This window comes from Serratia sp. HRI (assembly GCF_010119335.3).
In the GTDB taxonomy this organism is placed as follows: Bacteria; Pseudomonadota; Gammaproteobacteria; order Enterobacterales; family Enterobacteriaceae; genus Serratia; species Serratia nevei.
This window is the reverse complement of record NZ_CP083690.1, coordinates 3,989,317-4,003,639: the sequence shown is the minus strand read 5'-3', so window position 1 is coordinate 4,003,639 and position 14,323 is coordinate 3,989,317. Positions and strand designations below refer to the sequence as shown.

Annotated in this window: 11 protein-coding genes; 3 read left to right on the top strand and 8 right to left on the bottom strand. The window is 52.3% G+C overall.

The window, feature by feature from the left end:
• Positions 1 to 59: 59 nt before the first annotated feature.
• Positions 60 to 374 carry a hypothetical protein gene (locus GF111_RS19165; RefSeq protein ID WP_025303891.1) on the bottom strand — a complete coding sequence of 105 codons (315 nt, stop codon included), beginning with the start codon at positions 372 to 374 and terminating at the stop codon, positions 60 to 62.
• A 175-nt stretch (positions 375 to 549) separates the two neighbouring features.
• On the opposite strand from GF111_RS19165, the gene GF111_RS19160 reads away from it, so the two are divergent.
• Both GF111_RS19160 and GF111_RS19155 read left to right on the top strand, forming a co-directional pair.
• Entirely contained in the window at positions 550 to 1,182 is a 633-nt protein-coding gene (locus tag GF111_RS19160; protein WP_055316295.1) for a response regulator transcription factor, read from the top strand.
• On the top strand, positions 1,179 to 2,960 hold the full coding sequence (locus GF111_RS19155) for a hybrid sensor histidine kinase/response regulator (RefSeq protein WP_147191632.1): 1,782 nt from the start codon (positions 1,179 to 1,181) through the stop codon (positions 2,958 to 2,960). Before GF111_RS19160 ends, GF111_RS19155 begins: the two co-directional genes overlap by 4 nt.
• A gap of 97 nt (positions 2,961 to 3,057) precedes the next feature.
• On the opposite strand, the gene GF111_RS19150 is transcribed toward GF111_RS19155, so the two are convergent.
• From GF111_RS19150 to GF111_RS19140, 3 genes are all read right to left on the bottom strand, one after another.
• Positions 3,058 to 3,252, bottom strand: a complete 195-nt coding sequence (locus GF111_RS19150; RefSeq protein ID WP_127897174.1) for a hypothetical protein — start codon at positions 3,250 to 3,252, stop codon at positions 3,058 to 3,060.
• A 159-nt stretch (positions 3,253 to 3,411) separates the two neighbouring features.
• Positions 3,412 to 5,526, bottom strand: coding sequence for a peptidase domain-containing ABC transporter (locus tag GF111_RS19145; RefSeq protein WP_047730082.1), 2,115 nt, complete (start codon positions 5,524 to 5,526; stop codon positions 3,412 to 3,414).
• Positions 5,519 to 6,796 (bottom strand): HlyD family secretion protein, encoded by a 1,278-nt coding sequence (locus tag GF111_RS19140; protein WP_033644082.1) that lies wholly within the window; start codon positions 6,794 to 6,796, stop codon positions 5,519 to 5,521. The genes GF111_RS19145 and GF111_RS19140 overlap by 8 nt, the downstream gene beginning before the upstream one ends.
• A 320-nt stretch (positions 6,797 to 7,116) precedes the next feature.
• Here GF111_RS19140 and GF111_RS19135 point away from each other — a divergent pair, with 320 nt between their 5' ends.
• Positions 7,117 to 7,434, top strand: a complete 318-nt coding sequence (locus tag GF111_RS19135; RefSeq protein ID WP_079007635.1) for a hypothetical protein — start codon at positions 7,117 to 7,119, stop codon at positions 7,432 to 7,434.
• Between the two features lie 77 nt (positions 7,435 to 7,511).
• On the opposite strand, the gene GF111_RS19130 is transcribed toward GF111_RS19135, so the two are convergent.
• From GF111_RS19130 to guaB, 4 genes are all read right to left on the bottom strand, one after another.
• A complete protein-coding gene (locus GF111_RS19130) occupies positions 7,512 to 9,137 on the bottom strand; it encodes a cholesterol oxidase substrate-binding domain-containing protein (RefSeq protein WP_224217746.1) in 1,626 nt (541 codons plus the stop codon).
• 128 nt (positions 9,138 to 9,265) lie between these two features.
• Positions 9,266 to 10,069, bottom strand: a complete 804-nt coding sequence (locus GF111_RS19125) for a helix-turn-helix domain-containing protein (protein WP_162419941.1) — start codon at positions 10,067 to 10,069, stop codon at positions 9,266 to 9,268.
• Between the two features lie 1,102 nt (positions 10,070 to 11,171).
• Positions 11,172 to 12,749 (bottom strand): glutamine-hydrolyzing GMP synthase, encoded by a 1,578-nt coding sequence (gene guaA, locus GF111_RS19120; protein ID WP_016929743.1) that lies wholly within the window; start codon positions 12,747 to 12,749, stop codon positions 11,172 to 11,174.
• A 101-nt stretch (positions 12,750 to 12,850) separates the two neighbouring features.
• Positions 12,851 to 14,314: an IMP dehydrogenase gene (gene guaB / locus GF111_RS19115; protein ID WP_004941460.1), complete on the bottom strand. Its 1,464-nt coding sequence runs from the start codon at positions 14,312 to 14,314 to the stop codon at positions 12,851 to 12,853.
• Positions 14,315 to 14,323: the final 9 nt, after the last annotated feature.

Here is a 14,323-nt window from a genome sequence, read left to right as displayed (position 1 = left end):
CGGCGCTGACGCTCCGACGATGGAAAACCAGGAAGCGGAAATACCGCCCCCAAAGCAAATTATTTATGCGTGACCACCGGCGTACAGGTCGGCGCGCTCAACGACGGCGACGAACCTAAAATTCCCGGCATCATCAGCGACGAGCAATCGAAAATACGGCCTTTTTCCGTGGTGGCGCGATATGAAAGTTTTTGGCCGCCCAGCGCATCCGGCTGCGCGCCATTGACGTTGGTCACGGTAATTTCGTCCGATGAGCCCAGGCCCAACATTTTGGCGGTTTCCGCCTGCAGCAGTGGAATGGCCTGATCGGTTTTCAGGGTGGAACAACCGGCTATCATCATCGTCACGGTTAAAGCAATAAGTGGTTTCTTCATAAATTATCCTTTATAACCAATCAGTTAAAATTATCGATTGGCTTTATGTTTTCTCTTATCCAAATCCTCGAATAATATATTTCCCTTTCCTAAACGAAAAAACCCTCCTAAAGTAGGGAGGGTTGATAATAATTCATCAGACTTATCTGAACTGTGAAGGCGAAAGGAGAATCCTTTGGGGCAGGATTATGCGTTGGTCGTTGATGACCATCCATTGGTAGCAAGCGGCATCGCTAATTTTCTCAGCACGCATTGCCGATTCAAACAGGCGCATGTGGTGACCAATGAAGAGAATTGCTACCGTCATATTAGGGAAAATGGCCCACCGCGATTACTGGTGATCGATTTCTGGCTCTCCTCCGGTACCGCATTGATATTACTCAAAGAAGTAAAACAGCGTTATCCGCAGGTACGGATTTTAGTGGTCAGCGGCGACGAGAATAACGATATCTGGCAGAAAGTGCACACTGCCGGCGGGCACGGATTCGTATTAAAAAACGAGCCACCTGAATTATTCGCCAGGGCGGTTTTTGCGCTAAACAATAATCAGGAGTGGTTCCCGGAGGGAAATGAATGCGCTATTAAAAGCAGCCATGACCATTTAAATAAATTCAATTTAACGCCGAGACAAATCGACGTATTAACCATGATGTTGCGCGGCTTACCAAATAAAAGAATCGCGACGCAACTCTCTATTTCCGAACCTACCGTCAAAGAACATATCAGCAATATATTGAAAAAGATCGGCGTCAACAGCCGGGTAGAGGCCATCACGCTGTTGCACGGCAAACGGGATCCGTCGTCATGAGGTTTTTCCAGAATTTACAAAATGATGGTATCTCCCCACGCGCGCAGATCCGCCTGCTGGACAACACCTTCATGCGGCTGGTGTTCAGTTTCACCGCCGTGCCTTTCGTCGGCATCCCGTTCGCCATCTGGATTTATTTGCTGGGTGATGAACTCGGCCCAACCATTACCTGGATCATCGTTTACCTGCTATGCGCCGTGGCGATCCGAATATGGCACCGCCGCTACCTGCATGAGGCCAAAGAAAATGATGAAAACGCCGTGCTGCGCCGCTGGCTGCCGCGCATTAATAAGGTGGCGTTTATTCACGGGTTGGGGATCTCATCACTCTATTTAATTACGCCGCAGACCCATAACTTTGACTTTTTTCTGCTGCTCAATATCAGCATCGCCGCGATCGTCGCCGCCAACGCAACGCATCTGACGCCGGTTATCAGCACCTTTACCCGCTTTTTCTTCGCTTCCTGGGGGCTGCTGAACCTCGGCATCATCTGCCGGCTGGAAGACGTGATGTTCATCGTGCTGATGCTGAACTTGCTGTACGGCTTCGCCATTTACCGCCACGCGTTAACCTCACATGCGTTCTTTATTCAGCAGGCGTTGCTCGAGGAACAAAGCTCGCGCCTGGCGGAGCAGTTCCGCCAGGCTAAAGAGGAAGCGGAACAGGCGCTGCTGGACAAGAACCAGTTCCTGACCACCGCCAGCCACGATCTGCGCCAGCCGGTGCACGCCATGGGCTTTCTGATCGAAGCCATCATCCACAAAAACCGCGACGACAGCCTGACGCCGCAGCTGCTGGATCTGCAGCAGAGCGTGCGTTCGGTGCATTTGATGTTCAATTCACTGCTCGATCTCAGCAAGATCGAATCCGGCAACGTGCGCACCGCCGCCACCCATGTGGATATCGGCGCCCTGCTCGACTCGGTGATCACCCTGTTCCGCGAAGAGGCCAACAGCCGCGCCCTGGCGCTGCGCACCTGGCGGCCCAAACGGCGCATCAGCGTGATGGGCGACCCGCTGCTGGTGCGGCAATCGTTGATTAACCTGATCCAAAACGCCCTGCGCTACACGCAACAGGGCGGCGTGCTGATCGCCATCCGCCCGCGCGGCGCCGAGTGCCTGGTGGAAGTGTGGGACACCGGCGTGGGCATCGCCGACGAAGAGAAAAGCAAAATCTTCTCCCCTTACTACCGCCCCGAGCTGGCGTGGAAAATCGACAGCGCCGGCCACGGGCTGGGGCTGGCGGTGGTGGCGCGCTGCGCCAAGCTGATGAAGGTGAAGTACGGCATGCACTCCGTCGAAGGCAAAGGCTCACGCTTCTGGATGCGCTTCACGCAATACATCGGCGAAGACAAAGCGCCGGAAACCGCGGCCGCCTACGATAACACCGCCACGCCCATCCGCTATGCGCCGCTGCGCGGCGCCTGCCTGGTGGTGGACGACGATCCCTTGGTGACCTCCGCCTGGGAGAGCCTGATGAGCACCTGGGGCATCACCGTGCGCTGCGCGGCCTCCGCCGAGGAAGCCTTCGCCATCGTCAACGACGGCTTTACGCCGTTCGCCGTGCTGTGCGACCAGCGCCTGCGTTCCGGCGAGAGCGGTTTCGACATCCTCAAAGCGCTGTTCGAACGCCTGCCGGACGTGAGCGGCGCCATGGTCAGCGGCGAGTTCAACTCGCAGATATTGCAAGAGGCCGAGCAGGAAGGCTATCTGGTGCTGCGCAAACCGCTGGAGCCGGCCAGGCTGCATGCGCTGCTGACGCAGTGGGGGGCAAGTTAACTACGCAGATAGCGCAGGTTATCCGCCAGCAATAAGGCAGGCTCAATGAATAAAACATTAAGCCTGCCGCATTTTACGTGGCGTTATCTAAATACGATTAATCGCATTTAGGCGGTTCTGGTTTGCAGACCGGCGGCTCAGGTTTACATACCGGCGGTTTTGGCGTGCAACCGCCCCAGGCATTATTCCACGCGTTTCCCCAGCTGTTAACAACCTTGCCGATAATAGCCAGACCCAGGCCAATCGTTGCGCCGTTCACCTGCTGAACTTCTGTTGAGTTTAATTCTCTCATTTTTCATCTCCATTCACTAAAAAGAATCAATTAAAAAAGACTGCTTTTTATGAACCGTTGGTTCACGCTTTAGGTATAAGACGCCCAATACATTAATTCAATAACGAAAATCTTAATTAAAGATGAAATAAATATAAAATTTTATCTTTCATCAAACAATTACACCATTGTATTTCCAGGTTGCAATGTAATTACCCGATCTGCCGATGAAATCGTCGATGGCCGATGAGCAATGATAACGCGGGTCATTTTCAACGAGGATATGGCTTCGCTCACTCTTTTTTCATTGTCCAGATCCAAATGACTGGTGGCTTCGTCCATAAACAGAATACTGGGCCTTCGATATAACGCGCGGGCGATAAGAACTCGCTGTTTTTGCCCGCCGGAAAGGCTGCCCCCCAATTCGCCCACCAACGTTTCATATCCCATCGGCATTTTCATAATATCGTCGTGAATATTGCAATGCTTGGCGCATTCAACGATAAATTCCGTATCGGGATGAGCATCAAAACTGCATATGTTCTCGGCAATTGAACCGGCAAGCAGTTTATCTTCTTGCAATACACATGCGATGCACTCCCGATAATTATTAATGCCGATATCATGAATGTTAATGCCGTTGATAAACAAGCGCCCTTCCGTCGGTTCCAACAGCCCGCACATCAGCTTCATCAACGTGGTTTTGCCGACGCCTGAAGGCCCGACGATCGCCACGCTTTCTCCCGCTGCGATCTGCAGGCTGAGCCCGGGGATCACTGGGCGCGAAAGGCTGTCATATTGATAAAGTAGATCGCGCACTTCAAAAGTCACCGCCTCGTTGGGATTGCATATCTTGCGATAGGGCTTTTCTTCCTCTGTCGTAGAAAGCACGATGTCCGCCAGCCTTTCATTATGCAAATTCAGCATTCGCAGCCGGATTACCATATCGATAAGATTTGACGCGCGATCGGAGAATTGCCCCCGATAGGCATTAAAGGCGACAAACATGCCTAATGTCATTTGACTGTCGATCACTAAAGACGCGCCTAACCACAAAATAACGATTTGATCGCAGGCCGCAAGAAACGCATTCACGCCGCCAAAGAACATATCGAGCTTCGTCACCCGAATATTAGCGTTTGCCGTATCGATATTTAAATTTAACCAGAACTGCGAACGCGTTCCCGCCAACCCCAACGACTTCAGCGTCGCGATGCTGTACAGCGTCTCCATAAAATGTGAGCTGGCTTTCGCCGACTTCACCAATTGCTCCTCGGAGGCTTGCCGATAATAGCGATAGGTCGAAAGGCGCAGCAGAACATATAACACCGTAAAGCCGGAGGCTACCCACACCAGCCAGCCACCGTACATGAACATCATGATAAATACGCCGACCGACATGATGCCATCAATGATGCTGGAAACGATACTGGTGGTAAACGTGGTGCGAATGGCGTCCAACGAGCCAAAGCGCGATTGAATATCACCCAGCTTGCGCTTTTCAAAATAGGCAAGCGGGAGCTTCATCAGATGATCAAACAACCCTGATTTCCACTGTATATCGATCAGCGCGCCCATCACGATGGAGATCCATGAGCGAAACATCGAAACGCAGGTGCGGAACAAGATAAAAAACAGTAAACCGACGCAAATAATGACCAATAAATTATGGTCACCGGCCTGGATGACGTGGTCCATCACCAACTGAGTCCCGACGGGCATCAGCAGGTTGACGGCCTCAATGACCAGCGACAGCGCGAAAATTTTTACCAGCGCGCTTTTAAGACCGGTGACATTGCTGAGCAGTTTTCTAAAGTGCAGGCGATTTTTCTGCACCACAGGCGTGAATTCACTGCTTGGCCATACCTCTAAAGCGATTCCGGTAAAATGAAGGGAAAACTCCTGCAGGCCGATAACCCGGCGGCCAAATGCCGGATCGTGCAGGGTTATCCGCCCACCGCGAATGTTGACCAGGACCACAAAGTGATTCATATCCCAGTGCAATATGCAGGGCCTTTTCACCTGATGAATCTCATCCAGGCTCAAGGATAAAGCCCGCGTTTTCAAATTGAGATTCTCGGCGATCGCGATCAGCGAGCTCAGGGTGGCACCGCGGGCCGAGATATCAAACTTCTGGCGCATCGACAGCATATCGATGTGCATGCCGTAATAGCCGCACACCATCGCTAAACTGGCCAGCCCGCATTCGGCGGCCTCCGTTTGCAAGACCTGCGGCACTTTTCTTCTGAGCGACAGGTTCAGCTTGCCAACGATATTCTCATAAACTTTATTCACGAAGTGGCCCCGACACACTGTTTTTCATGTCATAAAATGGCGCGAACATCCATTGGTAGATGGGTCTTTTCTCCAGGAAAAGCGTGGCTTGCGCCTTCATGCCGCTTGAAAGGTTCAGCTTCTTTCCCTGATAGCCAAACTGCGTGTTATCGATAGCCACCAGCACTTTGTAGTACGACTCAACCAGTTCAGCCGATTGTCGAGTTGGCGAACTGCTGTAAGTGGACATTTCCTGAATCGATGCGGGAACATAAGCGATGCTTTCGATCACGCCGGGAAACTGACCAAATTTTTCATACGGAAAGGCGTCATAGCGAACGTTGATGTGATCGCCTCGGCTCACGTAAGGCACGCTGCTGTTGGGCAACCATAAAACCAAATAATAGATGGCATGATTACTGGGGATTAATTGCGCCAGGCTGTCTCCCGTATTGACCATTTGCCCAGGCGTCACGCTGAGCGATTCAACGCGCCCGTCCGCCGGCGCATTGACAATCAACGAGCCGCTGGCGTCCGCTTCGGCCAGCTGCCGCAGGAGATCATTGCGCTGAAATTGATATTGTGAGATTTGATTATCGAAATCGGACGCTCTTGTCGCGAGATCGCTATTCAGGTTAGTTATCTGCAAAGACTCTTGAATGCTTTGGTTATAGAGACTGTGGAACGTACTCTGCTGCTGATAGTAGAGGTAAACCTGGTTATTCAGCTGATCCCGATTAATGAGCCCCTTACTGCGATACTCATCGTAATTTTTCATGGTTTCGCGCATGAAGTTAACGCCGTTGCGTGAATTCTCGACCATCTGTTTGGACTGGCTGTGCGCCAGTTTATATTGGTCAATCTGCGCTTGCAGATTGACCAGGGTCGTTTTCTTGTTCGCCTCCAATTTGGCGATGATGCTATCGACCTGCGCCAGTTGATTTTCTATCGCCTGCCGCGTGCTTGCGCTGACAGTGCCGGAATCCGTCACCCTGCTGACGTCTATCTGATAAAGATGCTGCCCTTTTTTTACCTGATCGCCCACATTGACAAAGCGTTGCGCAATGAATCCCTGCTGAGTAGCAAATATGTTGACCGATCTTGGCAGCGTCGTGACCTCTCCGCCCACGCTGATACGCCGGGTATAACCGCCATAGGTCACGAAAATGATCAGTACAGAAACGAATGAAAGTGAAATGCCCGCGATGACCCAGGCCGGCAACCCTGCAATTAACAATGCTTTTCCTGCCCATTTAGAACGACTGTGCGATAAGGCCTCTTCCCTAAACAAATTCTGACCTCTCCATATATAGCGACACCGTTCATTTTTATCTTTTCCATGGCCCAATACGGCGCTTATTTAGATTTAGTCTTTGTTGGCAAAACCCACAAGTAATAATAATCTTAAAAAACCACAAAACTGCTGAAACGTCACAAAAAGTGCGACACCAATATTAACGACGGCGTTATGAGTTGCATATTTCAACGCCGACCTCTTTAATCTAAGCGTATTCTCATCAAGCTGTCATTCACAAAGGCTGCGAGAATTAAGCGGCGAAACGCTTTACGTTTCGTTCCTGAGGCATAGGGATAAAGTTGAAAGGATTTACTATGAAAGAGCTAAATACTGCAGAGATCGAAATCGTTTCTGGTGCGGGGATTATTTCCGATACGGCAAGCTTTGTATCAGGATTTGCCGGCGATGTTATCATTGATACCGTAAAATTGGCCAATGATGCGCTTAATACCCGATTGATCTCTTCCGTAGGCCAAGGGTTCAACGCGATCGGTTTTGGCTTGGGCGCCGTTCATAATGTCGCGGACTCGCTTGGCTATGCGGCATTTAAAAGCGTTGCAGCCGTAGGCTCCCTGCTGGGCGGGGATGCAAGCCGTATCGAATATCATTACGAGAAAGAATGGGGTGCTTGAAAACAAGCGGCTCCCTCTGAAAGGTTAATGATGCTAACCACCTGCCCAATCAGGTGGTTATTTCAATTACGCACTCACTAACTCTTCTGTTTGAAAACCGCTTTGGTCAATGGAGAGGAGAACACGTTGTGCGGATCGTACTTATTCAGCACGTTGCAGGCATGATTCCAACTGTCATTGTTCCCTGCCCCGGCATTAAAGCTGCGCGGAATGTTTACTTCGAGTACGGTTTTATCCTGCCACGCTGCCTGTGACGTATAACCCCAGCCTTTACTCCACTCTACGCGAACCGTCGCATAGTCGCCCGCATAGTGGCTAAAAATCCATTTTTCCATTTCACTGTAAAATTTATTGGCATCCGGCGTATCGGGCATGGTCAGAATATCCAACCAGATCGCGACATCCCATTCCGGATGGGATTCAACGGGACGAATAGCCGAAAGATCGGGAGCAATGGCATTGGCCACCGCGCTCTCTTTTGCACTGTCCAATCCGGTGACGCGAATTTCAATCGGGCCATTCATCGGAAATGAATTCTTGCGCTGGTAATCGGCCACCATTTCTTCATATTTTTTCGTGAAATCGTGCAATACGTTTTGAATATTGCTCCGCTTCGTGATTATCGCGTAACCATTGGCCGTCACGCGCAGCGTTGTCGGCTTCACATACAACAGCAGATCCTTGCTCCACCCCCACAGATCCGCCGACACGGTGGCCCCTAAACCAATGCTGACCAACTCCATCTGCGCCTTGCCGAGTGTCGGGGTCAGCTCCGGGTGGCCATTATTGATTTTTTTAATGATATCGGAAATTTTAACCGGCAAATTATCCGAGAACGGATAGTTAAATGGACCATTAACCGGTTTTGACACTTTTGGGAAGCTGTCTTCTTGCTTCCACACTTTCAGCCATGGTTTTTCCGTGAACGGGAACCAGATGACTTCAACGCGCCCGCACAGATCCAAGAAATGGCTGAAGGTATTTTTTGTCGTGCTCGCAGTGGAAAAAAGATCCGCCGCGGTGACATTAACATAACTTTGACAGCGTAAACGCCGGTTGCGCGGCACCTGCAACGTCACTTCGCTGATAAAAGCCCGGCCGACATGCACCAGGAATGCCGAGCTCTCCGCATTATCACGCGTAAACTCCTTTAATTCATACTTCGACCGCGCCTGATCCCAGACGACAGCTTTTAGCGACACCACGCTATTGCTCACGGAACCAAAGCTGGCAAACTCAGCCAGAGGCTCATCTTTTGCCGGGACGCAGGTTCCATGGCCGCCGATGGCGAGCACGCCGCCCAGGGTCAGATCGCCAGGCGCCGGCGTCGCGTAAAAGCCGAGTTTCTTTTTTTCTAATTCAGTGAGCAAAGCCTGCATTGTCACCCCCGTTTGCGCGGTGACGTATCCATGCTCTCCCACTTTATTGATTGAGATGTTTTTGAATTTCCTGGTGAGGTCGATCAGCACGACATTGCTGTTATCCTCCCCGTTTGCAATAACGAGCGGGGACCAGTTGTGCTTGATGCCAACCGGACGCACGCAATATTTATTCTCATGCGCCCAGTTAATTACGGCCAAGAGCTCATCCGTATTTTTTGGATAGCAGGTCAGAATATGATTGCCGGAGATTTCTTTTGACCAATTAACAAAATTGACATACTCATAGCCCACAGGGAACGTGTTCAAACTAGAACCAGTCATAACTGACTTCCTTTTAAAATTAAAATCGATAGAGATAAAAACGGCAACAGCCCGAGCGCTAATTAATCACCCTGATAAGCACCTCCTTTTCCTTGGGATAATCCCTCTGTTTTACTGCCCGAATAGCGTCAAGACTTACCAATATAAATCAACACCTTGACGTTAATTTCCGCGTATTGAAAATTCTTTTCTTTATGCAACTCAATTAAAAAGCCGTTTCTTATTCGCACACCAAGCAAAGGAAGATAGGCGTCATAGATGCTGTCAAAAAAAACCAGGTATTCGTTCAACCTGCCGTTAAACTCGAACAATAAATACTGCCCCCTTATCAACGTCAGATTGCGTGTCTCGTAGTACCCTTTGCTGAGCGTTACTTCCCAACCGGATGAAGCCAACTTTACCGTGCGCATTAACGTATCGGTATTTTTCCCTGTGCGGCTGCCGTATTTCTGTCGTTCCTCTCCTCCAGAGCTGGAAGCATTCATCGAATGATAGAGAAAAAACTTATATCCCTTAATCAGGTATATGTTCTTGGGCATTTCGATAAAATGATATGCTGACGGATTTTGTATTAAAAAGGGAGGGAGATGTTTGGAAAAGTCCCATTCCTGGCTCGTTCTAAAGTCCTTTGGGCTTTCACCGAAAAAGCGTTGAAAGGCGCGGCTAAAAGCCTGCTGGGAGCTAAAGCCGATAGCAGTAGCCACTTCCAATACTTTTAAATCAGACTGTTTGAGCATGACGGCAGACTTGCTCAGACGCCTATTTCTGATATACGTCGCTATTTTCATTCCCGTATAACGCTGAAACATTCTTTGCAAGTGCCATTTCGAATAACCAGACAAATCCGATAACTTTTCTATCGAGAGATCATGCTGTATATTCATCTCGATCAAATTAACTAGCTCGACCACAATACTATGCTGGTAACTCATAATGACATCCATGCCCTAACAAAACCCACCCTCAGACAACCTGCTCATTGGGCTGTTATCCATTAAAATGAAAAACAAAGCGCTGCCGCAATCATGCAATTAGGATTAGAATGTGAAAAACGATGAACCTTTTATAGTTGATTAACAAAGAGATACTTCTTTTTTGGTAGACACACTCCTTGTGACGTTATTGGTATAATTCTTATAAAGCTTTTCCCTAGTGAAGGCTTTTCCTGTCTCTTTCATCTTGACCAATATCCACCCTGACGTTGTGCAACTAAGCAGTCAAAAGAAAGCATATCCTGGCATCCGTTGATAAATCGTTTGCCTCCCTCTCGGCGGTGCATTTTAATACCCTTACATTTAGAGTAGCCTATGTAGATAGCTTAGAAAATATCAAATTCCAGATAATTACACAGTTCGCACTTTATGTTACGACAATAATTAAAAGATAAGAAAAATCATATAATTAGAATTTCAATCCCAAACAATGAATGCCGATAAAACGTAGGAATCGCCCTTGAGCAGGGTTATTAAAAACAATGAAACCGCTGATTTCCCCAATAAAAACAGAAGGAAAGATTTATAAAATAAGAAATAGACTAATTCACCGCATCTTTCTGATATATTTATTCGTCAGACCAAGTCTTTCAGAAAAATCCCATAAAAGGGCGCACGGAGTCCTTTAATTTTCGCAGAGGATTAATTAGCTACGCCATCGCCCGATGCCGATGAGTTGACGCGCCTCAATACGGCAATTCATTTTAATGCCGCTGCCCGGCGGATACGGTGAATAAAGCCCCGTTATCCGATGACATCATCGCACCGGCGAAGTGCGCGTAGTTGCAGAATACCATTCTGCGGATAGGCGCAAAGCCGAGATGGAAAACGCCGCGCCTCAGGAAATGAGCCGTAAGCAAAGCGCAGGCAGCTCCGCGCGGGCTGTCCTCTCCATTCGCGCCTCTCTCAACCCAGCCCTCCTTTCGGATCGGAGGCCGTCTACGGCACAGGGCGCCAAACATCGGGCATAAAAAAACCCGCCGTTAAGCGGGTTTGGTTCTCATGTGCGGTTCACTGACGCCAGTCTATGCCGGACGCGAAATCATTCCCACTCGATCGTCGCCGGCGGCTTGCCGCTGATGTCGTACACCACGCGGGAGATGCCGTCCACTTCGTTGATGATGCGGTTGGAGACGCGGCCGAGGAAGTCATACGGCAGGTGCGCCCAGTGCGCGGTCATGAAGTCGATGGTTTCTACCGCACGCAGGGAGACCACCCAGTCGTATTTGCGGCCGTCGCCCATCACGCCGACCGAACGCACCGGCAGGAACACGGTGAACGCCTGGCTGACTTTGTTGTACAGGTCGGCTTTGTGCAGCTCTTCGATGAAGATGGCGTCGGCGCGGCGCAGCAGATCGCAGTACTCTTTCTTCACTTCGCCCAGCACGCGCACGCCCAGACCCGGGCCCGGGAACGGGTGACGGAACAGCATGTCGTACGGCAGGCCCAGCTCCAGGCCAATTTTGCGCACTTCGTCTTTGAACAGCTCTTTCAGCGGCTCGACCAGGCCCAGCTTCATCTCTTTCGGCAGGCCGCCCACGTTGTGGTGCGACTTGATCACGTGCGCTTTGCCGGTGGCGGAAGCGGCGGATTCGATCACGTCCGGATAGATGGTGCCCTGCGCCAGCCATTTCACCTGCTCTTGCTTGCAGGCTTCTTCGTCGAACACTTCAACGAACACGCGGCCGATGATTTTACGCTTGGCTTCCGGCTCGTCCACGCCCGCCAGTGCGGTCAGGAAGCGATTTTCCGCCTCGACGTGCACGATGTTCAGGCCGAAGTGGTCGCCGAACATTTCCATCACCTGCTTGGCTTCGTTCAGGCGCAGCAGGCCGTTGTCGACGAACACGCAGGTCAGGCGTTTGCCGATGGCGCGGTGCAGCAGCATCGCGGTCACGGAGGAGTCTACGCCGCCGGACAGGCCGAGGATCACGTGGTCTTCACCCACCTGCTCGCGGATGCGCTCGACCGCATCTTCGATGATGGTGGCCGGGGTCCACAGGGCTTCACACTGGCAGATGTCCAGTACGAAACGCTCCAGCATGCGCTGGCCCTGACGGGTGTGGGTCACTTCCGGGTGGAACTGCACGCCGTAGAAGCGTTTTTCTTCGTTGGCCATAATGGCGAACGGGCAGGTGTCGGTGCTGGCGACGGTCACGAAGTCGGACGGGATCGCGGTCACTTTGTCGCCGTGGCTCATCCACACGTCCAGCAGCGGTTTGCCGGCCGGGCTGATGGCGTCTTCGATGTCGCGCAGCAGCGCGCTCTCTTTGACGATTTCCACCTGCGCGTAGCCGAACTCACGTTCGTTGGAGCCCTGCACATGGCCACCCAGCTGCATCGCCATGGTCTGCATGCCGTAGCACACGCCCAGCACCGGCACGCCGGCGTTGAACACGTAGTCCGGGGCGCGCGGGCTGCCGGCTTCGGTGGTGCTTTCCGGGCCGCCGGAGAGGATAATGCCGCTTGGGTTGAATTCGCGGATCTGCTCTTCGCTAACGTCCCAGGCCCACAGTTCGCAGTAAACGCCGATTTCGCGCACGCGGCGGGCGACCAGTTGGGTGTATTGCGAACCGAAGTCCAGTATCAGGATGCGATGCTTATGGATATTTTGTGTCATTGAGGCGAATTCCAGCAACAAGAGAAAAAGAGCGAAAATGTGTGTTTCGGGATGGGGCTTAACGCCCCACCCCGGCCTCTCACTCAGGAGAGGTTAAGGCATTAGCCCATGCGGTAGTTCGGCGACTCTTTGGTGATGGTCACGTCGTGCACGTGGCTTTCCTGAATGCCGGCGCCGCTGATGCGCACGAACTCCGCTTTGGTGCGCAGATCGTCGATGGTGGCGCAGCCGGTCAGGCCCATGCAGGAGCGCAGGCCGCCCATCTGCTGGTGCACGATGGCTTTCAGCATGCCTTTATAGGCGACGCGGCCTTCGATACCTTCCGGCACCAGTTTGTCGGCGGCGTTATCGGTCTGGAAGTAACGATCGGAAGAGCCTTTGGACATCGCGCCCAGCGAGCCCATGCCGCGGTAAGATTTGAACGAACGGCCCTGATACAGCTCGATTTCGCCCGGGGATTCTTCGGTGCCCGCCAGCATGGAGCCGACCATCACGCAGGATGCGCCCGCGGCGATCGCTTTGGCGATGTCGCCGGAGAAGCGGATGCCGCCGTCGGCGATAACCGGGATGCCGGTGCCTTCCAGCGCTTCCACCGCGTCGGCGATGGCGGTGATCTGCGGTACGCCCACACCGGTCACGATGCGGGTGGTGCAGATAGAGCCAGGGCCGATACCGACTTTCACCGCGCTCACGCCGGCTTCAGCCAGCGCTTTGGCGCCCGCTGCGGTCGCGACGTTGCCGCCGACGATCTGCAGATCCGGGTATTTGGCGCGGGTTTCGCGGATGCGCTGCAACACGCCTTCGGAGTGGCCGTGCGAGGAGTCGATCAGCAGGACGTCAACGCCTGCCGCCACCAGCGCGTCAACGCGCTCTTCGTTGCCGGCGCCGGCGCCGACCGCCGCGCCTACGCGCAGACGGCCGTGCTCGTCTTTACAGGCGTTCGGTTTGCGTTCCGCTTTCTGGAAGTCTTTAACGGTAATCATGCCCAGCAGGTGGAAGCTGTCGTCCACCACCAGCGCTTTTTCTACGCGCTTTTCGTGCATCTTCTGCAGCACCACATCGCGCGCTTCACCTTCTTTCACGGTGACCAGGCGATCTTTCGGCGTCATGACCGCGGTGACCGGCTGGGTCAGATCGGTCACGAAGCGCACGTCGCGGCCGGTGATGATGCCGACCAGCTCGTTGTCTTCGGTGACGACCGGGTAACCGGCGAAGCCGTTGCGCGCGGTCAGCTCTTTCACTTCCTGCAGCGTGGTGGCCGGGGTAACGGTCTGCGGGTCGGTGACTACGCCGCTTTCATGCTTCTTCACGCGGCTGACTTCTTCAGCCTGGCGCTCGATGGACATGTTTTTGTGGATGAAGCCCAGGCCGCCTTCCTGCGCCAGCGCGATGGCCAGGCCGGATTCGGTAACGGTATCCATGGCTGCGGACAGCATAGGGATGTTCAGGCGGATGGTTTTGGTCAGTTGAGTGCCGAGCTCTGCGGTGTTAGGCAGAACCGTGGAGTGGGCTGGAACCAGGAGGACGTCGTCAAACGTCAGAGCTTCTTTAGCGATACGTAGCATGGGCAATAT

Coding starts and splice junctions, on each gene's coding strand:
- GF111_RS19165 (WP_025303891.1), bottom strand. CDS start 374: ATGAAGAAACCACTTATTGCTTTAACCGTGACGATGATGATAGCCGGT.
- GF111_RS19155 (WP_147191632.1), top strand. CDS start 1,179: ATGAGGTTTTTCCAGAATTTACAAAATGATGGTATCTCCCCACGCGCG.
- GF111_RS19150 (WP_127897174.1), bottom strand. CDS start 3,252: ATGAGAGAATTAAACTCAACAGAAGTTCAGCAGGTGAACGGCGCAACG.
- GF111_RS19135 (WP_079007635.1), top strand. CDS start 7,117: ATGAAAGAGCTAAATACTGCAGAGATCGAAATCGTTTCTGGTGCGGGG.
- GF111_RS19130 (WP_224217746.1), bottom strand. CDS start 9,137: ATGACTGGTTCTAGTTTGAACACGTTCCCTGTGGGCTATGAGTATGTC.
- GF111_RS19125 (WP_162419941.1), bottom strand. CDS start 10,069: ATGAGTTACCAGCATAGTATTGTGGTCGAGCTAGTTAATTTGATCGAG.
- guaA (WP_016929743.1), bottom strand. CDS start 12,749: ATGACACAAAATATCCATAAGCATCGCATCCTGATACTGGACTTCGGT.
- guaB (WP_004941460.1), bottom strand. CDS start 14,314: ATGCTACGTATCGCTAAAGAAGCTCTGACGTTTGACGACGTCCTCCTG.